The 24,182-nt window shown below is 68.8% G+C and carries 16 protein-coding genes; 13 read left to right on the top strand and 3 right to left on the bottom strand.

All coding sequences use genetic code 11. The annotated features are described in order from the left end of the window. Positions 1-6 precede the first annotated feature (6 nt). From secA to RN729_RS13865, 7 genes are all read left to right on the top strand, one after another. The gene (secA, locus tag RN729_RS13835; protein ID WP_310785674.1) at positions 7-3,378 is read left to right on the top strand and encodes a preprotein translocase subunit SecA; all 3,372 of its coding nucleotides are present in this window, start codon (positions 7-9) and stop codon (positions 3,376-3,378) included. 35 nt (positions 3,379-3,413) lie between these two features. After that, positions 3,414-3,866 (top strand): hypothetical protein, encoded by a 453-nt coding sequence (locus tag RN729_RS13840; RefSeq protein WP_310785676.1) that lies wholly within the window; start codon positions 3,414-3,416, stop codon positions 3,864-3,866. A 61-nt stretch (positions 3,867-3,927) separates the two neighbouring features. Then, a complete protein-coding gene (locus RN729_RS13845) occupies positions 3,928-5,112 on the top strand; it encodes a pyridoxal phosphate-dependent aminotransferase (protein ID WP_310785678.1) in 1,185 nt (394 codons plus the stop codon). A 95-nt stretch (positions 5,113-5,207) separates the two neighbouring features. Beyond that, positions 5,208-6,335, top strand: a complete 1,128-nt coding sequence (locus RN729_RS13850; protein WP_310785680.1) for an NAD-dependent epimerase/dehydratase family protein — start codon at positions 5,208-5,210, stop codon at positions 6,333-6,335. A gap of 101 nt (positions 6,336-6,436) precedes the next feature. Continuing rightward, entirely contained in the window at positions 6,437-6,661 is a 225-nt protein-coding gene (locus RN729_RS13855; protein ID WP_310785682.1) for a hypothetical protein, read from the top strand. Then, entirely contained in the window at positions 6,648-6,908 is a 261-nt protein-coding gene (locus RN729_RS13860; protein WP_310785684.1) for a type II toxin-antitoxin system RelE/ParE family toxin, read from the top strand. Before RN729_RS13855 ends, RN729_RS13860 begins: the two co-directional genes overlap by 14 nt. 57 nt (positions 6,909-6,965) lie before the next feature. Then, positions 6,966-8,282, top strand: coding sequence for a glycine cleavage T C-terminal barrel domain-containing protein (locus RN729_RS13865; protein WP_310785686.1), 1,317 nt, complete (start codon positions 6,966-6,968; stop codon positions 8,280-8,282). A 39-nt stretch (positions 8,283-8,321) separates the two neighbouring features. On the opposite strand, the gene RN729_RS13870 is transcribed toward RN729_RS13865, so the two are convergent. Beyond that, positions 8,322-10,850 carry an FAD-dependent oxidoreductase gene (locus RN729_RS13870; protein WP_310785688.1) on the bottom strand — a complete coding sequence of 843 codons (2,529 nt, stop codon included), beginning with the start codon at positions 10,848-10,850 and terminating at the stop codon, positions 8,322-8,324. An 82-nt stretch (positions 10,851-10,932) separates the two neighbouring features. Further along, complete coding sequence (locus tag RN729_RS13875; RefSeq protein ID WP_310785690.1) at positions 10,933-14,082, bottom strand: hypothetical protein; 3,150 nt, start codon at positions 14,080-14,082, stop codon at positions 10,933-10,935. Positions 14,083-14,412: 330 nt separating this feature from the next. Here RN729_RS13875 and RN729_RS13880 point away from each other — a divergent pair, with 330 nt between their 5' ends. The 3 genes from RN729_RS13880 to ggt (RN729_RS13890) all read left to right on the top strand — a co-directional run bounded on the left by RN729_RS13880 (position 14,413) and on the right by ggt (RN729_RS13890) (position 17,678). Then, a complete protein-coding gene (locus tag RN729_RS13880; RefSeq protein WP_310785691.1) occupies positions 14,413-15,567 on the top strand; it encodes a lamin tail domain-containing protein in 1,155 nt (384 codons plus the stop codon). A gap of 59 nt (positions 15,568-15,626) precedes the next feature. Continuing rightward, positions 15,627-15,869 carry a DUF3006 family protein gene (locus RN729_RS13885; protein WP_310785693.1) on the top strand — a complete coding sequence of 81 codons (243 nt, stop codon included), beginning with the start codon at positions 15,627-15,629 and terminating at the stop codon, positions 15,867-15,869. 69 nt (positions 15,870-15,938) lie between these two features. Then, entirely contained in the window at positions 15,939-17,678 is a 1,740-nt protein-coding gene (gene ggt / locus RN729_RS13890; protein WP_310785695.1) for a gamma-glutamyltransferase, read from the top strand. 46 nt (positions 17,679-17,724) lie between these two features. Here the strand turns inward: ggt (RN729_RS13890) and RN729_RS13895 are convergent, their stop codons facing one another. After that, positions 17,725-19,302 carry a hypothetical protein gene (locus RN729_RS13895; RefSeq protein WP_310785697.1) on the bottom strand — a complete coding sequence of 526 codons (1,578 nt, stop codon included), beginning with the start codon at positions 19,300-19,302 and terminating at the stop codon, positions 17,725-17,727. Between the two features lie 179 nt (positions 19,303-19,481). Here RN729_RS13895 and ggt (RN729_RS13900) point away from each other — a divergent pair, with 179 nt between their 5' ends. The 3 genes from ggt (RN729_RS13900) to RN729_RS13910 form a co-directional block, all read left to right on the top strand. Next, complete coding sequence (gene ggt / locus RN729_RS13900; RefSeq protein ID WP_310785699.1) at positions 19,482-21,224, top strand: gamma-glutamyltransferase; 1,743 nt, start codon at positions 19,482-19,484, stop codon at positions 21,222-21,224. A gap of 142 nt (positions 21,225-21,366) precedes the next feature. Beyond that, entirely contained in the window at positions 21,367-23,106 is a 1,740-nt protein-coding gene (gene ggt, locus RN729_RS13905; protein WP_310785701.1) for a gamma-glutamyltransferase, read from the top strand. Continuing rightward, the coding region (locus tag RN729_RS13910; RefSeq protein WP_310785702.1) for a CocE/NonD family hydrolase at positions 23,103-24,182 on the top strand (1,080 nt) is incomplete at its 3' end. The genes ggt (RN729_RS13905) and RN729_RS13910, both read left to right, overlap by 4 nt.

The following is a 24,182-nucleotide window of genomic DNA, read 5'->3' on the forward strand; positions in this document are numbered from 1 at the left end:
CCCCGGATGTTGAAGAACGTCGTCACGCAGGTCTTCGGAACGCGCTTCACGCGCGAGATGAAGCGCATGCGGCCGATCATTGCAAGAATCAAGGAACACGAATCGCGGCTCGCGGATCTCCCGGAAGACGCTCTCAAGGCGCAGACGGGGAAGTTCCGGGCGATCATCGCGGAGCGGACCGCCGAGTTCGAGGAGGCCGTCGAGGCGCTGCGGGAAAAGCGTCGCTTCACCGAGAATCCGGCGCGGCGCGCCGATCTCACCGAACGGATCGCGGCGACGGAGGGCGAACTCAACGAGGCGCTGCAGGCCGTGCTCGATGAGGTTCTGCCCGAGGCGTTCGCAACCGTGCGGGAGGCGTGCCGGCGACTCCTCGGGGCGGAGATCGAGGTCACGGGGAACGAAATGGCGTGGGACATGGTCCCCTACGATGTGCAGCTCATCGGAGGGATCGTTCTCCACGAAGGGAAGATCGCCGAGATGGCCACCGGTGAGGGGAAGACGCTCGTGGCCACGATGCCGCTGTACCTCAACGCCCTCCCCGGCCGGGGCGTCCACCTCGTCACCGTCAACGACTATCTCGCCAGACGTGACGCCCAGTGGATGGGCACGGTCTTCGACTATCTCGGCCTCACGGTGGGGGTGCTCGAGGATACGGCGCCGGGAAGCGTCGAGCGGCGGGCCGCCTACCAGGCCGACATCACCTACGGGACGAACAACGAATTCGGGTTCGACTACCTGCGCGACAACATGGTGATCGAACTCCGTCATCGCGTACAGCGCGGACACGCGTACGCGATCATCGACGAGGTCGACTCGGTGCTCATCGATGAGGCCCGCACGCCCCTCATTATCTCCGGACCCGCCGGTCGCGACGAACGCGACGTGTACCAGCGGCACAACGCTCAGGTGGCCGCGATCGCCCGCAGGCAGACGCGGATCGTCAACAGTCTCGTGGCCGAGGGGACGAAGCTGCTCGAAGAGGCCGGAGCCGACGAGGATACGGAGCAGCGCCGGGACGCGGGGCTCAAGCTGCTCGCGGCGCAGCGCGGCGCGCCGAAGAACAAGCGGCTGCTCAAGCTGAAGACGCGCTCCGGCGTCAAGCAGCTCATTCAGCGGACGGAAGCCGACCTCATGCGGGAGAAGCGGCTTCCCGAGATCGATGAAATGCTCCTCTTCTCGATGGACGAGAAGGGGCAGACGATCCAGCTGTCCGAACAGGGCCTCGACGTGCTCTCGCCCGACGACCCCGAGACGTTCGTCGTCCCCGACATCTCGGAGGATGTCCAGGACGTGGAGGACGACGAGTCGCTGACGACGGACGAGAAGCGCGGCGAGATCGAACGTCTCGAACGCGAATACGCGGAGAAGTCGGAGAAGATCCACGTCATCCACCAGCTCGTGAAGGCGTACTCCCTGTACGAGAAGGACGTGGAGTACGTGGTGGAGAACGGCGAAGTCCTGATCGTCGACGAACACACCGGCCGCAAGATGCACGGGCGGCGCTGGTCGGACGGGCTCCACCAGGCGGTCGAGGCGAAGGAGAAGGTCAAGGTGCGGGGCGAGACGCAGACGCTCGCCACGATCACGATCCAGAACTACTTCCGGATGTACGACAAGGTGGCCGGGATGACCGGCACCGCCGAGACGGAAGAGGGCGAGTTCCACGCGATCTACGGCCTCGAGGTCGTCGTCATCCCCACGAACCGGCCGGTGCGGCGACTGGATCACGACGACGTGATCTTTCAGACGAAGAAGGAAAAATACGCCGCGCTGATCGAGGAGATCGAACGGATCAACGGCGAGGGCCTTCCGATCCTCGTGGGGACGACGAGCGTGGAGGTGTCGGAGGTCATCGCCCGCATGCTGAAGCGGCGCGGCCTCGCCCACGAGGTGCTGAACGCCAAGCAGCACGCCCGGGAAGCGGAGATCGTCCGCAACGCGGGCCAGCCGGGCGCGATCACGATCGCGACGAACATGGCCGGACGCGGCACCGACATCAAACTCGCCTCGCCGTGCGTGCAGTGCGACGTGTGCGGGATCCGGTCCGACACCCCGGCGTTCGGCCGTACCGACGAGGAACCGGACCTGTCGCGAGCCGAGATCAAGGAGCGGGGGTGCGAGGAGGAGCCGCCCTGCGGACTCCAGATCCTGGGTACGGAGCGCCACCAGTCCCGCCGCATCGACCGCCAGCTTCGGGGCCGTTCCGGACGCCAGGGGGATCCCGGGGCCAGCCTCTTCTTCCTGTCGCTCGAAGACGACCTCATGCGGCTCTTCATGCACGAGCGCGTGGCGAAGATCATGGATCGCCTGGGCGTGCAGGAGGGCGAAGTCATCAGCCACCCGTGGATCACGAAGTCCGTCGAGCGCGCGCAGAAGCGGGTCGAGACGCAGAACTTCGACGCGCGCAAGCGACTGCTGGACTACGACGACGTGATGAACCAGCAGCGGGAGGTCGTCTACGACCTCCGCCTCTATGCGCTCGAGGGCGGAGAAGACCTCAAGGGCGAGACGTGGGAGATGATCGAAGAGGCGATCCGCGAGGAGATGGACGCCTACGTGCCCGAGGAGAGCTCGCACGACCAGTGGAACCTCCCGGGACTGCGGGAGCACCTCCTCATCGAGTACTTCCTGCACAACGAGTTCCTGCCCAGGGTCGGAGCGGACCGCGGGGAGGCGTCCGAGACGGAGAAGGAAGCGAGCGCCGACAACTGGGCCGGAACCGGCGAGTTGTACGATGCGGTGATCGAGAGCGCCCACGAGCAGTTCCGCGCCAAGCTCGAGAGTTTCGACGAACACTGGGAGCAGGTCCTGCGCTTCATCGTGCTGTCGGTGCTGGACGAGAAATGGAAGGACCACCTCTACGACCTCGACCATCTGCGCTCTTCGATCCAGTTCCGGTCGTGGGGGCAGAAGGACCCGCTCGTCGAATACAAGAAGGAGGCGTACGAGATGTTCGTGAGCCTGATCACGGACATCAGGCAGACGGTGGCGAATCGCTTCTTCCGCGTGCGCATCGAGCGCCGGCCGCCGCTTCCGCCGCCGGCGCCGCAGATCACCGGCATGAGCGGTCCCGTGGAGCCGGGCGGCGGCGCCGCGAGCGGGGTGGCCCCCGGCCGGGGAGCGGCGCCCGCGCCGGCCGCCGCGTCCGGCGAGCCCCCCGCGGGCGAGCCGGCGTTTTCGGCGACCGGCGTCGCGGCCTCCGCCGCAGTGCAGGAACTGGCCCCCGATGACACCGCGGCCCGCGCAGCCCTCCGCGCCGGCCAGCAGCCCCGCCGGACGGGCGCTCCGGCGACGGCCACGAAAGCCCCCGGGCGGAACGAGCCGTGTCCCTGCGGGAGCGGCCGGAAGTACAAGAAGTGCTGCGGCCGTCCCCGCTGAGATCGCCGACAGCGACGCGGATCGCGCGGGTAGCCGTGCGTCGCGGCATGTTCGTCGTCGCGGCGGTACTCGCGTTGGGATGCGGCGGAGAAGGGGAGCCCGCGGAGGCGGCGGATCCGCCCGGCGCGGCCGCAGCCCCGGACGCGGCCGGTTCCGTCTCGGAGCCGGATCTGTCGGCCGTGTACGCGGCCGACGCGGTCGATGTGGCGCTGCTCGAGTACGCGATCGGCATGCCGTCGAGACTGCCGGCGGGGCCTACGGTGCTCCGCCTCAGCAACCAGGGCTTCGAGATGCACAACCTCAAGCTCGTGGACCCCGCGAGCGGGGAGGTTCTCTGGGAGACCGAGACGGACGTGAATACCGGGGAGGTTCGTCTCGTCGAACTCGAACTCTCTCCGGGGAGCTACACCGTGGTGTGCGATGTGGCCGGTCACGACAGCCGCGGGATGCTCATGACGCTCACCGTGGAGGCAGCGCCGGCCCCCTGACCGTGCCCTGACCACGCCCGGCCATCTCCCGGCGGGCCGCCAACCGGAAGGAGCGACCGGCTTGTACCTGAGATACGTGCCCCCGATGGGGATCTACGAGACTCTGTACGCCTTCCTGGGGGCGTTCGGTACCTACATGGGCGAGCCCGGCACAAACCCCTGGAGCCAGGGATTCCCGCGCACGGTCGCCCTGCCGGACGGCCCGGCACTTCCGTCGACCGTGACCGTGACCTCCGAGCACCGCAAGTATCCCAAGGCGTGGGGGCTCCCGGCGCTGAGGGAGGCGATCGCGGCCTACTACCGGCAGTCGTACGGCGTGGAGATCACGGCGGAGAACGTGATGGTGTTCGCGGGCGGGCGTCCCGCGATCGTGGCGCTTCTGCTCTTCCTCGAACCCGACATCGAGGTCCGCCTCGCGTCCACGGAATACACCCCGTACTACGATGTCCTCGAGCGGCTGCGACGCCCCTACCACCTCGTGCACAGCGGCGCGGACAACGGCTTTCGGCCCCCGATCCCGGCCTATACGGCACCGCGGGAGGGGCGCACCCTGATGCTGCTGAGCAATCCGTGCAATCCGACCGGCGTGACGCGGACCGGCGAGGAACTGGCGGCGCTCGTGGAGGCCAGTGCTCTGGACGGCATGGGGCTCCTCGTCGACGAAGCCTATGAGCTTCTCCACGACAAGCCGGTGAGCGCCCTCGCGCACGTCGACGACATCGAGCGCGGCAACCTGTTCGTCGTCGGCGCCGCCACGAAGGGCCTGCAGGCGCCTGGCATCCGCATCGGATGGGCCGTGGCGGCGAAGCGGCACATCGAAGTGCTCTCGAACTTCTCCTCGTTCGGGATGGGCGGCGTGTCCCATCCGTCACAGTGCTACGCCGTCGAACTCCTGGACCCCGAGCGCATGCTCCACGTCCGGGAAGCCGTCCCCGCCTTCTATGCCATGCAACGCGAGCGCTACGGTCGCGCCTTCGAGGATCTCGGCCTCGAACTCTTCTCGGGAGACGGTGGCTTCTATCACTGGTGCCGGCTCCCGAACGGATGGACCGCCCAGCGGCTGAACGAGCGCCTCTTCACGCGCGGGGCCGCGATCCTCAAGGGTACCGACTGCGACATGGAGCGCCTCGGCGACGATTCGCCGCTGTCGAGCTTCTTCCGGTTCTCCTTCGGCCCGCTCGCCCCGGAGTCGTTCGAGGCGGACATCGCCCTCCTTGGCGAGACGCTGCGCGAGATGCGATCCTGAGCGTACGGCGGCCCGGATGGCCGCCGTGGCAGGCTGCCGGATCTCGCGGTTCCCGCGCGATCCGGCGACCGGAAACAAGAGGATGTTCGATGACGATGACACGACGTGAATTCGCGGGGACCACGCTGACCGTGGCGGGCGCTGCGGCCCTCCCGGCGGCAGGGGCCGCAGCATGCGCGGGGGAGACCCGACCATCGACCGATTCCGAAGCGGACGCGGCCGCAGGCGCGGCCCGGCCCGGGCGGCTGCTCATCCTGGGCGGCACCGGCTTCATCGGCCCGCACATGGTGCAGCACGCCCTCGCACGAGGACACGAGGTCACCCTCTTCAACCGCGGGCGCACGAACCCCGGTCTCTTTCCCGGCGTCGAGACCCTCATTGGGGACCGCGACGGGGCGCTCGACGCGCTGCGGGGGAAGGAATGGGATTACGTCATCGACAACAGCGGCTACGTCCCGCGCCTGGTGCGCGACTCGGGCAGCCTCCTGCGCGATGCCGTCGGCCGGTACCTGTTCACCTCCACCGGCTCCGTGTACGACTTCGATCAGGACGAATTGCCGGAGGATGCGCGGCTACTCGAGGTGGCGGACCCGGAGAGCGAGGACGTAGGACGGTACTACGGGGAGCTGAAGGTGCTGTGCGAGGAGGCGGTGCGGGAGATCTACGGCGACCGCGGCACGGTCACCCGTCTGCACGTCGTCGCGGGGCCGGGAGATCCCACCGACCGCTTCACCTACTGGCCGGTCCGGGTCCACCACGGGGGAGAAGTGATCGCGCCGGGCGACATGGACAACCCGGTGCAGTTCATCGATGTGCGGGATCTGGCCGAGTTTTGCATGCACCTGCTGGAGGAGGACACCGGCGGGACCTTCAACGTCGCCGGGCCGACGCTCGACGGGACCCGGATGGACGAGTTCCTGTACGGAATCCGCGCCGTCACGACGTCCCGCGTGTCGTTCACATGGGTGGACGAAGCCTTCCTCCGGAACCGGGAGCCGCCCGTGCGCTTCCCCCTCTGGTACTCGCATCGCGGCCCGACGCGGGGATTGGCGCAGGTCCGCTCGCACCGGGGCGTCGAGGCGGGGCTGCGCTTCCGTCCCCTCGCCGTCACCGCGCGCGAGACGCTCGACTGGTTCCTGGGCGAACCGGAAGAACGCCGGGAGCAACTCCAGTTGAACCTCGACCGCGACGCGGAGATCCTCGCGGACTGGAAGAACCTGTAGATGCCGCTAAAGGCCCTCGGTCGGAGGGTCGCGCTTGTACCGTATGATAGCACTTGCTATCATCGCACATCGGTTCCCGTCTTGACGGAACGAGAGGTACGATGGAAAAGGTACAGATCAACGTCCGGGTGGATGCCGCCGTGAAGCACGCGGTGGATGGATACTGCAAGCCGAGGGGCGTCGCCATGAATCACTTCGTGCAGGAGGCGCTGCTCGATCGCCTGGAGGAGCTTGAGGACATCGAGGATCTGAAGAAGATCAGGCACGAACCTACCCGCCCGTTGGCGGACGTCCTCAGAGAACTCGGCATCGATGGCTCGTTATGAGATCGAGATCTCACGAACGGCGGAGAAACAGCTTCGCAAGCTTCCCCGCGCGGATCGGGAGCGGGTGGCGCACAGGATGTCGAGTCTGGCGCTCGACCCCTACCCGCGGGGAACGAGGAAACTCGCGGGCTATGACGATGTCTTCCGCCTGCGCGTGGGACGCTGGCGGATTCTCTACAGCGTCGGCACGCAGACCCTGATCATCATCATCCTGAAAATCGGGCACCGCGGCGACATCTACCGTTAGCGAAGGCTGTAGCCGGCGCCAGGACCGGCCTCCGGCACTTAGACAAGAGGATGTTCGATGGCGAGAACGGGAGCGGGGCAGCCCGCAAGCGTGGACCAGTCGGACCGGGTCGTGCCCATCAACCTCCGACAGAGCGGACGTACGCCGGTCGAACTGCTCATCTCCACCCGCGTCCGGAAGTCGCCCTACTGGCACCTTTCCCACGAGGCGGGCTGCTGGCGGGCCACGACCTACAACCGCGTGTACCACCCCCGCGGCTACGTGCGGCCCGAGGATGGGGGCGCCGCGGTGGAGCACGAGGCGCTCACCCGCCGCGTCACGATGTGGAACGTCGCCGTGGAGCGGCAGATCCGGGTCCAGGGGGCGGATGCGGAGGCTTTCGTCGACTACGTGATCACGCGCGATGCGACCCGGATCGATCCGATGCGCGCGCGGTACGTCATCCTGTGCAACGAGCGCGGCGGGATCCTCAACGACCCGGTCCTCCTGCGGCTCTCCGGGGACGAGTTCTGGTTCTCGCTCGCCGACTCCGACCTGATGTTCTGGCTCCAGGGCGTGAGCGTCGGGCTCGGCATGCGCGTAGAGATCGATGAGGTCGATGTCTGTCCCCTGCAGATCCAGGGGCCGAGATCGCTCGATCTCATGGTCGACCTTGTGGGCGATGCGGTGCGGGACATCCCCTACTACGGGCTCCTGGAGGCGGAGATCGGCGGCTGCTCCGTCGTGGTCTCGCAGACCGGGTTCTCCGGGGAGAAGGGGTACGAGATCTACCTGAGGGACGCGACGCTGCACGCGGAGAAGTTGTGGAGCGCCGTGCTGGAGGCGGGGAAGGCGCACGAACTGATGGTCACGGCCCCCGGGCACCAGCGCCGCATCCAGGCCGGGATTCTCTCCTGGGGACAGGACATCGACCACGAGACGAGCCCCTTCCAGTGTAATCTCGCCTACCAGGTGCCGCGCGAGAAGCCCGGCGACTACATCGGGCGCGCCGCACTGGAGCGCCAGCGTGCCGAGATCGAGGCGGGACGCACCCCGTTCGCCCTCGTGATGGTGGGGATGAAGCTGGGCGGCAGGCCGATCGACGACTATGCGCCCGACTTCTGGCACGTCTCGCGCGCGGACGGCGGCGATCCGGTGGGGTACCTCACGTCTCCGTGGTACGCGCCCGAGTTGGGCAGCAACATCGCCCTCGGGTACGTCCCGCCCGCCGAAGCCGCCATCGGCACGGAACTCGCGGTGTGGCTCCCGGACGAGTACGCGAGCGAGCGTGGCAAGCCCGATTCCGCCCGCGTGTGCGAGGTCCCTTTCCGCCCGTCCGCGAACCCGAGCACCCGCGAGGTCGCCCTCGCCCAGGGCCGCGACGCGGCGAGGTAGCCCGGTGCTCGGAGGCCGGGGCGCCGCGGCCTCCCCGGGTTACGATCTCATGCGGGTCCCGGTCGGGTCGAAGAGCGCGGTATCGGTCGCCACGGTGACCGGGAAGGCCTCGTTCATGTAGAGGACCCGGAGCCGCGTTCCCGGGGCGGCGAGTTCCGGCGGGAGGTATGCTATGAGGAGGTACTTCCCCACGGAGGGACCCATCCCGGCCGACGTGATGCGGGACTCCCTTCCGCGCGCGTCGACGATCCGCTCCCCGTCCGGCCCCAGCAGCGGCTCGTTGCCTCCGGTGGGGAAGCGGGCGAGGCCGGAAGCGTCGGCGTGATCGTCCATGGTGAGCGTGCGAAGCAGCGCCGCGGGCCCCGCCTCCCGGGCTTTCAGGTAGGCGGCCCTGCCGATGAAGTCCGCCCGCTTCACGCGCGGCCTCGCCAGGCCCGCCTCAACGGGCGAATACTCCGAGGTGAGCTCGGCCCCCATGAGGGCATAGCCCTTCTCCATGCGGCCGGTCGTGCCGTAGACTCCGGCGCCCACGGGCCGCAGGCCGTACTGCCTGCCCGCCTCCCGCACGGCGTCCCACACCCGCGTGGCGAGCCCGGCCTCCACGTAGATCTCCCACCCGCTCTCCCCGACATACGAGATCCGGCACATGGTGACGGGAATCCCGTCCAGAGAGACATCGCGCACGGAGGCGTACGGGAACGCGGCCTGCGAGAGCTTCGCCCCGGAGATCCTCCCCAGAAGCGCCTCGGCCCCGGGGCCCCATACGCCCAGCGCGCAGAGTTCCGCCGAGAGGTCCTCGAAGTGGACGGAGTCTTCGTCCGGCAGGTGTTTGCGGAACCAGGCCGCGTCCCGCGCCCCGTCGAAGGCGCCGGTCACGACGCGGAAACGGTCCGCCGCCAGCCGCTGGATCGTGAGATCGGCCCTGAAGCCCCCGTCCGGCGTCAGCAGCGGAGTGTAGATGGACGTCCCGGGGGGCCGGTCGCACGCGTTGGCCGCCATTCCCTCCAGCCAGGCGAGCGCCCCGGGGCCCGTCACATCGAAGATCTGAAACGCGCCGAGGTCGACGACGCCGACCTTCTCGCGCAGGTGCAGGTGCTCCGCTTCGATGATGGGAGACCACCATCGGCGATCCCACTCGTGCGGCCGGTCCGCGATGCGGTACCGGTCGACGAGGTCGGTGTTCGACTCGTACCACTGCGGGCGCTCCCAGCCGCGGGCCTCGTAGTACACGGCGCCCAGCGCCTCCGTGCGCGCGTGAAGCGCCGAGCGGTGCACGTCGCGGCGGGATTCCCACTGCTCCCGCGGGTGGACGATACCGTACGTCTTGTTGAAGTGCTCGCGGGCGCGGGCCCGGACGTGGCGGCGCGTGCGCTCGTGCGGCTGGAAGCGGGTGACGTCGGACTCGTGCGGGTCGCACAGGCGGGGATGGCCGTGCGTGATCCACTCGGCGAGCAGTCGCGCCGCCCCCGGCCCCTCCTTGATCCAGACCGCCGCCGCGGACCACAGATTGGCCACCTCGGCGGTCTCGCCCAGCACCGGATGCGCGTCGGGGGTGAGGGAGAGAAGGCCGTTGATCGCATACCCCATCTCGGCGTCCCCGAGCAACTCTCCCATGATCTCGTGTGCCTGCTCGAGCTGGGGAGCGAAATCTTCCTCCGTGAATGGCATCTCCGTGGGGGAGCGTTCCGACGCCCCGCGCGACGGGATCTCCTCCGGGTGCACGAGGATGGGGCGGTGCGCGTAGGATCCGACCTCCATCGCTTCGTATTTCTGACGCTCGTACATGAAGGCGTCCATGTCGCGCACGATGGGATAGCCGATCTCGTCGCCGGTGGCGCGGAGAAGGTCGACCGGGCCGACGTCCCCCATCTGATGGACTGCCGGCGTGAGCGGAATCGAGGCGCCGGCCAGCTCCGCGATGAGAGGGCTCCACACGCCGCACGCGATGACCGCGTGCTCGACCTCGATGCGGCCCCGCGCCGTGAGGACGGCCCGCAGGCGGGGGCGTCCCGAGGAACGGTGCTCGACTTCCATTCCCGTAACCTCGGTGTTGTCCAGGATCGTGAGCGCTCCCCGGGACAGGGCTCGCTCCCGCATGAGCGTTCCGGCCCGCACGCCATCGACGACGGACACGGACGACATCCAGAAGCCGCCGAGGATGACGGCGGGGTTCACGAACGGGATCCGTGCGGCGACCTCCCCCGGCGCGAGGAGTTCGGCGTCGATGCCCCACGCCCGCGCGGAGGTCATGCGGCGCCGGAGTTCCTCCATCCGGGCCTCCGTACGGGCGACCTCTACCCCGCCGCACGTCGTCTGCACGCCGAGCGCCTCGTACTGCCGCTGGCTCTCCAGCGTCAGCATGGCCACTTCGCGGTTGTGATCGGTGGGAAAGATGAAGTTCGAAGCGTGACCGGTGGAGCCGCCGGGGTCGGGAAGCGGACCCTTCTCGATGAGGACGAGATCGTCCCAGCCCCGCTGCGCGAGGTGCTCGACGAGGCAGCTGCCGACGATGCCGCCCCCGATGACGGCGATGCTCGCCTGCTGCGGCGGTGGTGTGCGTTCGCTCAAGGCGCGGTCTGCCTGCGTCTGCGAGGCCTCGGGCGGAGCGCCGCGGCGGGCCGCCCGCCGACGGCCCGCCGCCCTTCCGGCCTCAGCGCCGGGGTGGGATGCGGATCGGATCGCCCAGATCCGGCGTCACCGCGAGGTCGCCGAGCAACGCCTCCAGCCGCGGCATGCGCGCGGTCAGAAGCGCGTTGATGCGCTCGGCCACCGGCGGCAGCGCCTCCCACGCCCGATCGATCCGGTACAACTGATCCGCCGTGGGTTCACCGGACCACCCTTCCATCTGCGAGATCCCGGTGCCCCCGGCGGCGTCATCCAGATCGTCGTCGAGCTCCTCGAGTTGGCCGGAGATCGCCTCGGCGATCCCCTCGATCCGTTCGCGGTCGCCATCTTCGATATCCGCGTCATCGAGCAGCGCCCGGATCTCGTCGAGCCGACCGTTCATGGCGCCGATCCGCTGCCGCGCGTCCCGGACCGGACCGGCCAGCGCGTGGGCCCGCATCATCGCGTCCTGTCGCGCGACGAGCGCCGCCCGGCTCGCGTCGCGCCGCGGATCGAGCCGCACGCCGACCTCGGTCTCCTGGCTCTCGTCCCCGACCGTGAGCCGCACCGTGTAGGTGCCCGGCAGCACGCGCGGCCCCGCCCCCGCCGGAGGCCCGCGCGAGAAACCGCCGCCCCCGCCGTCGGCCTCGAAGGCGGGATCGAGGCGGAAGTCCCACAGCACCTCGTTCAGGCCGGCCTCCCCGGCGGCGTCCATGGTGCGCACGACCTCGCCGCCGTCGAGGACCTCGAGGTTCGCCCCGTCCGAGTTGGCCCCGTCGCCCAGGTAGTAGCGCAGGGGGATCCCGGCGGGCGGGTTGGGCGCGTGGAAGGTGGCCGGCTGGAAGGGCCAATCCATGCCCATCGACCACATCGTGCCGCGCCGCGCGCCGAACAGCCGAAAATCGGAGGCGAACACGTCCGCGGACATCTCCTCGAGCGGCGTGATGTCGTCCAGGATCCAGATACTGCGTCCGTGGGTCCCCACGACAAGGTCGTTCTCGCGCGGGTGGATCGCGATGTCGTCCACCGGCACCACGGGCAGGTTGTTCACCATGCGCGCCCAGGATTCACCGCGGTCGATCGACATGTAGACGCCGATCTCGTTTCCGACGAAGAGCAGGTTCGGGTTCCGCGGGTGCTCCCGGATCACGTTCACCGACCAGCCGTCCGGGAGGCCGGCCGTGATCTGCCGCCAGCTCGCCCCGTGGTCCTCGCTCACGTAGGCGTACGGGGCGTAGTCGTCGTTCCGGTGCCCGTCGAAGGTCACATACACTCGTCCATCCACCGCATGTGACGTTTCGAGACGGCTCACGTAGGTGCGAGGCGGCACGCCCGGCACCTGACCGATCACATTCGTCCACGTGGCGCCGCCGTCGAGCGTCACCTGCAGGTTTCCGTCATCCGTCCCCACGTAGAGTCCGTCGGGCGAGTGCTTCGACTCCGCGAAGGCCGTGATGTTGCCGTAGGAGGCGATCCCGTCGTTGTCCGAGAGCGTCTCGTCCGTCACGACGCGGCCCATGATCTCGAGCGTGTCGCGGTCGATCTGCTTCGTGAGGTCGGGGCTTGCCTCCTCCCAGTTCCCGCCCCGGTCCATCGACCGGAACAGGTGGTTCCCGCCCAGGTAGATCGTCGCCCGGTCGTGTCGTGAGATCGCGAACGGCGAGTCCCAGTTGAACCGGTAGCTGCGCTCCTCGCCCTCCGCTTCGTCCCCCGTCGGCCGCGGGAAGGGGCGGATCGACTGCCCCTCGCGCGTGGCCACGTCGATGCGCGCCATGTTCCCGCCCTGCGACTCCGAGAACATGATGTTGGGATCCTCTGGGTCGGAGTGGTTGTGGAACCCGTCCCCGAACCACATGTGCGTCCATTCGCGGTTGCGGACGCCCCAGGTGGATTGCGTCCGGTGCGGCGCGCACCAGTTCCCGTTGTCCTGCAGCCCGCCGCAAACGTTGTACGGGTCGCTCATGTCGACGTCGATCTCGTAGAACTGGCCGATCGCCATGTTCCGGATCGAGCGCCAGGTGACGGACCCGTCGCGCGAGAAAGCGAGCCCGCCGTCGTTCCCGTTGATGAGATGGTTCGAGTTGTGGGGATTGATCCACAGCGCGTGGTGGTCGGAGTGGATCTGGTCCGTCGCGTTCCCCGGCCACCAGGTGCGCCCCCCGTCGTCCGAGGCCGATGACTGGACGCCGCCCAGGTAGATCCGCTCAGGGTTGTTGGGGTCAATCCGGATGAGGGAGAAGTACATCGGCCGCGGGTTGCGATCGCTCATGAACTCCCACGTCTCGCCGCGGTCGGTGGAGCGGTACACGCCCTGGCCCTCGTGCGCCTCGACGATCGCGTACACCAGGTTCCCGTCCCGCCGATAGATGTCGAGGCCGATGCGGCCGAGTTCGCCCTCCGGCAGCCCCTCCCCGAGCCGGGTCCAGTTCTCCCCGCCGTCCGTCGTGCGCCAGAGCCCCGACCCGCCGCCGCCGGCCGCGAAGCCGAAGCCCGTGCGCTGCCGCTGATAGGTCGCGGCGAAGAGCGTGCTCGGGTCGTTGTAGTCCATGACGAGGTCGATGATCCCCGTGTGTTCGTCGATGTAGAGGATGTTCTCCCAGGTCGCCCCGCCATCGGTCGTCTTGAAGAGGCCGCGTTCCTCGTTGGGACCCCACAGGTGGCCGACGGCCCCCACGTACACGACGTCGGGATCCCGAGGATCGATCTTGATCCGGCTGATATGGCGCGTGTCCTCGAGCCCCACGTGCGTCCAGGTGCCGCCCGCGTCCGTCGACTTGAAGACCCCGACCCCCCACGGCGAACTCTGGCGGTTTGCCGGTTCGCCGGTCCCTACCCAGACATGGTTGGGGTTGGAGGGCGCGACGCTCACGGCTCCGACCGACGCTGTCGGCTGGTCGTCAAAGACGGGGTCCCACGTCATTCCGTCGTTCGTTGTCTTCCACACGCCCCCGGCGCCGAGGCCGACGTAGAAGATGCGCGGGTCGCTCTCCACGACCGCGAGATCGGACACGCGCCCCCCCATGATCGCGGGTCCCAGCTCCCGGAAGTCGAGCACCGAGGCCGCGGAGGCCGCGCGTTCGGAGGCCGTCTGGGCCGTGACCGGGTCGGGCGCGGCGGCGCCCAGCGCGAGGGCGAGGGGTACGAGGAGCGTGACGGGAAGACGGGAGAATCGCTCGATCCTGAACGGGAGCGCCATCGGAACCTCCGAGGTGATGGCCGGCATCAGCGGTAAAACGGGACAATCCGCACAGTGGTTCGCCCCTTGCCCGCCGCGCAAGACGGCCTGTCCAGAAAGGCCCGCACGCCCTGCGGAACAAACCGCTTGTGGGGGATTGAGTGACAAATCGACGACGCAGCGGTCATCTTGACGGTCACTATGACGAGACCCCGCGGAACGACCAACGCCACTCCGCTGGCCTCAGCCTGCGTGGCTATCCTTGCGTTATCGGCCATCCTGACCGTGACGGCTGATGCGCGGGTGGGGTCGTTTGCCGGCGCGGTGCGAGCCCCACCTGTGGCGGACTCCGTGCTCCGGATCACGTTTCTGGACGTGGGGCAGGGGGATGCGATCCTCATCCAGGCGCCCGGGGGGCAGGTCGCGCTGGTCGACGCGGGGCCCGACGATATCGTGGCCACGCTCCGTCGGTTCGGCGTGAACGAAATCGACCTCGCAGTCGCCACGCACCCGCATGCAGACCACATCGGCGGCATGGCGGGTGTCATCGCGGCGTTCCCGGTCCGCTTCTACATGGACAACGGCGAGCCGCATACGACGCAGACCTACCGGCGGCTCCTCGCCGCGCTCGACGCGCGCCCGGAGATCACGTACCTGGAGGCCTCCCCGCGGACGCTCACGCTCGGCCAGGTCGAGATCGATGTTCTGCCGCTGCTCCCGCGGGGGACGGCGGGACACAACGATCGCTCCGTCACCCTGTTCGTGCGTTTCGGCGAGTTCAGGGCCTTTCTGAGCGGCGATTCGGAGGTGCGGCAACTGACCCATCTCGTGAATCATGGGGCCGTCCGCGAGGCCGCGCTGCTCAAGGCGCCGCACCACGGGAGCGACAACGGCTTCACGTGGCAGTTCCTGAGCGCCGTCAGGCCCGGGGTCGTCGTCATCTCGGTGGGAAGCAACAACGACTATGGCCACCCGCGGCCGGCTGCCCTACGCGCCTACGAGGCGTCGGGGGCCACCGTCTTCCGCACGGATCGGCACGGCCACGTTTCCGTGCGGGGGCGCGAGAGCGGCGACTACGAAGTCTCGTTTGGCGGGGATGTCGCCTTCAGCGGCCGGGTGGGGGACCGCCCGCCCGCGGCGTCACGCGGCCCGAGCGGTGCCCCCGCCCCGCCGCGTGACGTGCGACTCCAACTCTGGGTGCACGCCGATGCGCCGGGCAACGATCACAGAAATCCGAACGGCGAATATGCCGTGATCCGGAATCTGGAGTCCGGTGACCGATCGATCGGGGGCTGGTCGCTGTGCGACGGGGCCAATCATTGCTTCCGGTTTCCCGCCGGAGCGGTGCTGGTGGCTGGCGGACAACTCGTCGTCCACACCGGTTCCGGGCGTGCCGATGGTGACCGTTACTACATGGGCCGACGCCAGGCCGTGTGGAACAACAACGGCGATACCGCGACCCTCTACGACAGCACCGGGGCGGTGGTGCTCGTGTTCGACTATTGAACGCCCGGCGACACGGACCTGACGCAGTCCCGAGAGACGTCACCTGGGTCGTCGACCGCGTGGAAGACGCGATCGCCGTCCTGGTCCGCGATGAGGACGAGCGCACCGAGGACGTGCCCGTTCGTGCACTGCCCGCCGAGTGCCGTGAAGGGTCCGTGCTACGGGTGCCAGAGGTGGGCGAGCGGGTCGACTGGGCGGCGGCGGTGCTCGACGAAGACGCCCGCCGCGCCCGGCTACGGGAGGCGGAAAAAGTCCTCGAACGCCTGCGACGGCGCGACCCGGGCGGCGACATCAAGCTGTAGGCGTCTTGAACGGAGGGCTGTTCCGGGTCCAGGATAGAAGTCTGCGATCCCCTTGCCAGGAGCCGTCCGATGAAACGCCGAGACTTCCTCGCCACCTCCGCCGCGGCCGCCGCCGGCTCGGGCCTCGTCGCCTGCCGCACACCCGAGACGTCCGCCGCCCCGCCCGTCACCTCCGGGCAGTGGGGTTCCGGTGATTACTCGCACGTCCCCGGTCTGGCCGGGCCCGCGCACGGGACCGTATGGGGCCGGACGGGCGTGACGGCCTGCTCCGACTACTACGCCTCGCTCGCCGGCACGAAGACGATGATGGAGGGCGGGAACGCGATCGACGCGATGGTCGCCGCGTGCGCCACGCTGAACGTGTCGGATCCCTACATGTCCGGCATCGGGGGCTTCGGCGGCTACATGCTCATCTACCTGGCCGAGGAGAACCGCGTCGTCGGGCTCGACGCGCTCGGCAAGTCGCCCGCCGCCTCGTCGCCGGAGACGATGACGCTCGACGACTTCGCGATGGGCTACAAGGCGCCCATCGTGCCCGGCGCCTTCAAGGGCTGGGCCGCCGCTCTGGAGCGGTACGGCACGATGAGCATGGGCGACCTGTTCGAGCCCGCGATCCAGCTCGCCGAGGACGGCTTCGTGATCTCCAAGTTCGACGAGAGCTACACGGCGTCGAGCGCCGACAAGCTGAGCCGCTACCCGTCCACGACGCGCGTGTTCTTTCCGAACGGGCGCCCTCCCCGCATGGGCGAGATCATCAAGCAGCCCGAACTTGCCGCGAGCATGCGCCATCTCGCCCGCGTGGGGGCGAACGACCTCTACGAGGGCGAACTTGCCGACCGTATCGTCGCCTTCCTGGCCGAGAACGGGGGCCACCTGACGAAGGCCGACCTCGAGAGCTACGAGGCCCAGTGGCGGGAGCCGATCAGGACGACCTTCCAGGGTTATGACCTGCACGCCATGCCGCCGGGTTCGTGCGGGATGTCGATGTTCCAGGCGCTCAACATCATGGACGGGTTCGACCTCGGGAGCATGGACCTGTATGGCTCCGAGTTCGTACACCTGTGGCTCGAGGCGATGAAGCTGGCCCTCGCCGACGACGACCGGTACAACACGGGCAAGGAAGACGTGGACATCCCTGTCGACATGATCATCTCCCGGGAGTACGCGGACGAACAGCGGGCGAAGATCGATCCGACGCGCGTCGCTTCCTTTGCGGGGGCACCGCTTCCGTTCTTCGGGACGACGAGCCTTTCCACCGTCGACCGGTGGGGCAACGCGGTCGCCTTCACGCAATCGCTCGTCAACGCGTACGGCAGCGGCGTGATCGCGGGCGACACCGGGATCTTCCTCAACAACGGACACATGTTCGGATTCGTCCTCGAAGAGGGGCATGTGAACCACCTCGAGGGCGGCAAGCGAGCGAAGGGCGTGATGACGCCGTGCATCATGATGAGGGACGGCGACCTCTTCGCGGCGGTCGGAGCCCAGGGCGGCTACACGATCCCGCAGACGGTGGGCCAGGTGATCACGAAGCTTGCGGTGGCCGGCATGGACATGCAGCTCGCGATCGCCTCGCCGCGCATGTGCGTGAACCGCGGCGGGGGCCGAACGCCGGTCCCCGAGGACTCCGTCACCTATCTCGAGGCCGGGTTCCCGCCGGAGGTCTACGAGGCACTGGCGGACCGCGGCCACTACCTGGCCGAGCCCGGCAACCTCGGCGGTGTGCAGGCGGTGCATCGCGACGCCGGGACGGGCGCCCTATCCGGCGGGTCGGATCCGCGCCGGGACGGTCACGCCATCGCCTGGTAACAGGGATAATCGCTCGGGTCGCAGGCCGCGGGGGCGGCTGACGGGATCAGGGAGGAGATCCGCGCCGGGGTGGCCGGCGCCGACCGATCGTCCCGCTCGGCGTCGCAGGGGCCGGGTGCATGACCACCTCGAAATCCTCCTCGAAGCCGACCTGGGTGGGGGACGGGAGGTAGCGGGAGAGATCGAGTCGGGCTCCTTCGAGTTCGCGGTCGAAGGCGTCCATGTCCCGTTGCGATGCCTCGGCGGCCGTGTCGGAGGTGGCGTAGACGATGGGGCCGAGACGCTGCTCCTGGAGCTTCAGCCGGCGCCGCATGAACTCCGCCTCGACGAAGGTCTCGCGGATCGCGGGGAACCGATACCTGAACCCTTCATCTTCCGCCTCCACCTCCGCGCCGAACTCGGCCGCCAGCCGCTCCAGCTCCGTCAGGACCAGCTTCGGCGATACCTGCCGGTCCGCGAGTGCGCGCGTCACGTGGCGGATCGCGTCGGCGGCCGCGACCCACCGGACGGTCTCGACGCTGCGCGAGTAGACCAGCCCCACGAGCAGCCGCCGCACGTTGCGCCGCATGCGCGCACGGTTCTCCCCCGCCAGCGACAACGAGCGGACGATGGGGATCGCGAAGAAGAGGCTGCTGAAGGCGAACGGCACGACGCCCAGCCCATAAAAGGTGACCGGATCCAAAGACGAGGGCAGCCCGAGCACGCTCGCCATCGCCAGGTTGAAGCCGTTCATGGCGCCGATGCCGACGTTGGCCCCGCCGCTGTTGCCCGTCAGCTTCTTGGGGTACTCCAGCCGCATCCATGCCGGTTTCGGCTCTCGCGCCCGGACCGCCCCATGAGCGCTCTTCATCAGCTCGGGGAAGGCGTACACGACCTCGCCCGCGTCCGAAACCCGCGGGTCGCCTCCGTAGGCCCCCGTAAGTCGTCCCATCTCTTCGACGGCGTCGTCGATCGACAGGCCGGTGTGCTCAATCAGCTCCGACGACGTCAGGACGCCCTTCCGCGCCTGGATCAGCTGGACGACCGTGCGATCCTTCTGGAGCTGCGTCGGCCTGGGCTCCTCGGGGCCGAAGATGAAGGCGAAGACCTTCTTGTAGAAGGGCGGGCGGGCGTCCTTCGGGAGCCGCCTGGCATGGTGATCGCCGTAGTAGAGGCCCCTTCGGTCCCACCCGCGTCCTCCGAGCAGCCAGTGGAGGATGAAGAGGTCCCCCAGGCTGAAGCCCCTGCGTCCCCCGGAGCCGCGGCCGTCACGGTTGGCGGTCATCAGCGCGATCAGGATCACGACGAAGACGACGAAGTAAGCGACCAGCATGACCGCCGTCCAGATCTTGAAGCCGACCTTGAAGGCCGACCAGGCGATTCTGCGGAAGCGGGCCCAGAACAGCTCCGCGTCCCGCTCGATGAGCGAGGGATCGAACCGGTAGAGGAGGTCGCCCGAATCGGAGACCTCGAGGTGGCCGCGGTGCGTCTCCAGGAGAGACCGGAGGGTGACCTCGGCCTCGTGGTCCGGCAATCCGGTGGCGGAGACGACATCGCCTAGGGTGGCGCGTCCCTCAAGGCCACGGAGGGCGGCGATGACCGTACCTTCGGGGCGGCGCGGGTCGGCGATGACGGGGTCGTTCACGTGCGATGGCCCTTTCTCCGGGACTTCATGGGCGAGGAGGATGCCGTCTACGATAGCCCATAGGCGGGAGTCGTGCGGCTATTGCGCGGGTTCCCGCCGCCGCGTGCCGGGTCTTGAGCGACGAGCGACCCGGGGTCTAGGATCAAGGTCTGCGATCCCCCCTGCCCAGGAGCCGAGCCATGAAGCGCCGAGACTTCCTCGCCACCTCCGCTGCCGCCGCCGCCGGATCGAGTCTCATCGGATGCAGGCCTCCCGAGACCGCGGGTGCCGCCACCGCCGCCAGCGGGCAGTGGGGCCCGGCCGGCGATTCGAACGTACCGGGCCTGCTCGGACCCGCGCACCGGGCGGTGTGGGGCGCGCGGGGAGTAACGGCCGCTGCCGACTACTACGCCTCCCTTGCCGGTACGACGATCATGATGCAGGGCGGGAACGCGGTGGACGCCATCGTGGCCGCCTCCGCCATGCTGAACGTCTCCGAACCCTACATGTCCGGGATCGGGGGCTTCGGCGGTTTCATGCTCATCTACCTGGCCGAGGAGAACCGGGTCGTCGGACTCGACGCGCTCGGCAAGTCGCCGGCCGCCTCGTCCCCGGAAACGATGACGCTCGACGACTTCGCGGAAGGCTACAAGGCACCCATCGTGCCCGGCGCCTTCAAGGGCTGGGCCGCCGTCCTCGAACGCTACGGGACGATGAGCCTCGGCGACGTGTTCGAGCCCGCGATCCGGCTCGCCGAGGACGGGTTCGTCGTCTCGCGCTTCGACGAGATTCACACGAACGGCGCCGCCGCCGAGAAGCTGGGTCAGTTCCCGTCGACGACGCGCGTCATGTTCCCGAACGGCCGTCCGCCGCGCATGGGCGAGATCATCAGGCAGCCCGACCTCGCCGCGAGCATGCGCCGACTCGCCCGGGAGGGCGCGGACGACTTCTACATGGGAGAGATCGGCGAGCGCGTCGTCTCCTTCCTCGCCGAGAACGGCGGTCACATGACGATGGGCGATCTGGAGTCGTACGATGTCACCTGGAAGGAGCCGATCACGACGACCTTCCAGGGACACGATCTGTACGCGATGCCGCCGGGGTCGTGCGGGATGTCGATGTTCCAGGCGCTCAACATCATGGACGGCTTCGATCTCGCGAACATGGACCTCTACGGCTCCGAGTTCGCGCACCTCTGGCTCGAGGCGTACCGGCTCGCCCTCATCGACGATGACCGCTACAACACGGGGAAGGAAGACGTCGAGATCCCCGTGGACATGATCATCTCGAAGGAATACGCGGACGAGCAGCGGGCAAGGATCGACCCCGCGCGCATCGCCTCCTTCGCCGGGGCTCCGCTCCCCTTCTTCGGGACGACCAGCCTCTCTTCGGCGGACCGCTGGGGGAACGCCGTCGCCTTCACGCAGTCGCTCGTGAGCGGCTACGGGAGCGGCGTGATCGCCGGCGATACCGGCATCTTCCTCAACAACGGCCACACCTTCGGCTTCGTGCTCGAGGAAGGGCACGTGAACCACCTGGAGGGCGGCCAGAAGGCGAAGGGGGTGATGACGCCGTGCGTCGTCATGAAGGACGGCAACCTCGTCGCGGCCGTGGGTGCCGCCGGCGGCTACACCATCCCGCAGACGGTGGGGCAGGTGATCACGAAGCTCACCGCCGGCGGGATGGACATCCAACTCGCGATCGCCTCGCCGCGCATGTGCCTCAACCGGGGCGGCGGACGTACGCCGATCCCGGAGGACTCCGTCACGTACCTGGAGGCGGGCTTCCCGCCCGAGGTGTACGACGAGCTCGAGGACCGGGGCCACAATCTGGCCGAGCCCGGAAACCCCGGCGGCGTGCAGGGCGTGTACCGCGACGCCGAGACCGGCGCCCTCGCCGGCGGATCCGACCCGCGCCGGGACGGTCACGCCATCGCCTGGTGACGGTCACGCCGTAGCCCGGTACGGAAGGGTCGGCTCGCACCCCGGCCGCCGGTGAACGCCGCGGCCGGGGTCTTGAGCGGGGGGCAACCCGCGGCCTAGGATCAGGGTCCGCGATACCCTCCTCTTGCTCAGGAGTCGAGCCATGAAGCGCCGGGACTTCCTCGCCACCTCCGCCGCGGCCGCCGCCGGATCCGGCCTGATCGCCTGCCGCGCCCCCGAGACGGCCGCCGCGCCCCCCGATGGGATCGGACAATGGGGTCCCGCCGGCGACTCGAACGTCCCCGGCCTGCTCGGCCCCGCGCACGGCACCGTGTGGGGCCGCCGCGGCGTGACGGCGGCCGCCGACTACTACGCCTCGCTCGCCGGCACGACGATCATGATGCAGGGCGGAAACGCGATCGATGCCATCGTCGCCGCCTCCGCCACGCTCAACGTCTCCGAACCCTACATGTCCGGGCTCGGCGGCTTCGGCGGCTTCATGCTCATCTACCTGGCGGAGGAGAACCGGGTCGTCGGACTCGACGCGCTCGGCCGGGCGCCGGCGGCCTCCTCCGCGAGCACGATCACGCCGGATGATGTCGAGATGGGGTACCGCGCGCCGATCGTGCCCGGCGCCTTCAAGGGCTGGGCCGCCGTCCTCGAACGCTACGGGACGATGAGCCTCGGCGACGTGTTCGAGCCCGCGATCCAGCTCGCCGAGGACGGCTTCGTCGTCTCGAAGTTCGACGCGCTTCACACCAACGGCAGCGCGGACAAGCTCGGAAGGTTCCCATCCAGCACCCGGATCATGTTCCCGAACGGCCGTCCGCCGCGGATGGGCGAGATCATCAGGCAGCCCGAACTCGCCGCCAGCATGCGCCGGCTCGCCCGTGAAGGCGCGGATGACTTCTACATGGGCGAGATCGGAGACCGCATCGTCGCCTTCCTCGCCGAGAACGGCGGCCACATGACGAAGGCCGATCTCGAGGGCTATGAGGTTGCATGGAGAGAGCCCATCACGACGACCTTCCAGGGGCACGATCTGTACGCCATGCCGCCGGGGTCGTGCGGGATGACGATGTTCCAGGCGCTCAACATCATGGACGGCTTCGATCTCACGAACATGGATCTCTACAGCTCCGAGTTCGCCCACCTGTGGCTTGAGGCGAACCGGCTCGCTCTGATCGACGACGAACGGTACAACACGGGGAACGAAGACGCGGAGATCCCGGTCGACATGCTCATCTCGAAGGAATACGCGGACGAACAGCGGGCGACGATCGATCCCGCCCGCATCGCCTCCTTCTCGGGCGCCCCGCTCCCGTTCTTCGGGACGACGAGCCTCTCTTCCGCCGACCGCTGGGGGAACGCCGTCGCCTTCACCCAGTCTCTCGTCGCGCTCTACGGGAGCGGCGTGATCGCGGGCGACACGGGGATCTTCCTCAACAACGGCCACATGTTCGGCTTCTCCCTGGAGGAGGGGCACGTCAACTACATCGCGGGAGGCCAGAAGGCAAAGGGCGTGATGACGCCGTGCGTGGTCATGAAGGACGGGAATCTCGTCGCGGCTGTCGGCGCCGCCGGCGGCTACACGATCCCGCAGACCGTGGGGCAGGTGATCACGAAGCTGACGGCGGGCAGGATGGACATGCAGCTCGCGATCGCGTCACCCCGCATGTGCCTCAACCGGGGTGGCGGGCTCACGCCGATTCCGGAGGACTCCGTCACGTACCTGGAGGCAGGCTTCCCGCCCGAGGTGTACGGAGAGTTGGCGGACCGCGGGCACAATCTCGTCCAGCCGGGCAACCTCGGTGGCGTACAGGGCGTGTACCGGGATGCGGAGACGGGCGCGCTCGCCGGCGGATCGGATCCACGCCGCGACGGCCACGCGATCGCCTGGTGAGCCGTCGGCGCCGGCGCGGCGTCGGCGCGGCCAGGCGGCGTCTCGCGGGACTGGCGGCGGTCGCTGCGGCGGCCTGCGGGGACGCCGCCCCGGCCGACAGGTCCGCGGCAGGCGATGACGCGCGGGCTACCGGTCGTCCGGTGAGCGCGCTCACGCGCAACCAGGCGCTTCACATCCCGATGCGCGATGGCGTCCGCATCGCCGTCGATGTGTGGCTCCCCGAAGGCATCCGACCCGGGGACCGGCTCCCGGCGATGATGCGGGCGACCCGTTACTGGCGCGCCCGCGGCGAGGTCGGCGTCCCCCTCGAGGAAACCTCGAACTTCGCCGAGGCGGAGCGCTGGAACCGGGCCGGGTACGCGCTCGTCCTCGTGGATGGGCGGGGAAGCGGGGCCTCGTTCGGGATCCGCCGCTTCGAGCTCGCCGAAGATGAGGTCACGGATTACGGGGAGGTCGCGGACTGGATCGCGGATCAGCCCTGGTCGAACGGGCGCGTGGGCGCCTACGGGGTCTCCTACGCGGGGAACACGGCCGAGATGCTCGCGGTCAACCGGAACCCCGCCGTGAAGGCGGTCGCGCCCCTCTTCAACGACTTCGACAACTTCGGCCACCTCATCTTCCCCGGAGGCGTGCTCACGGTCGGCTTCCTCGAGGACTGGTCGAACCGCACGCGCATGCAGGACCTGAACGATATTTGCGGCCTGTCCGACGCGATGGGGGCCGCCTGCGACGAGGTGCAGAGCCGGGTCACCGGCGTGAAACCGGTCGACGCGGACCTCGACGGATCGCTGCTCGCCGCCGCGGTGGCGGAGCACCAGGCGAATACCGTGCCCTTCGAGGCGGCGCTGGAGTACGAGTTCCGGGACGACCCGTTCGGCCCCTACGGCGAGACGAACGTCGGACACCGCCGCAGCCCCTCCGGCCATCTCCCACAGATCGAGGAGTCCGGCGTGGCCATGTTCATCCGGGTCGGCTGGCAGGACGCCGGGACGGTGAACGGCACCCTCGGCCGCTACAACACGATCTCCAACCCGCAGCAGGTCTTCATCGGCCCGTGGGATCACGGCGCGCGCAAC

This window comes from Candidatus Palauibacter polyketidifaciens (assembly GCF_947581785.1).
In the GTDB taxonomy this organism is placed as follows: domain Bacteria; phylum Gemmatimonadota; class Gemmatimonadetes; order Palauibacterales; family Palauibacteraceae; genus Palauibacter; species Palauibacter polyketidifaciens.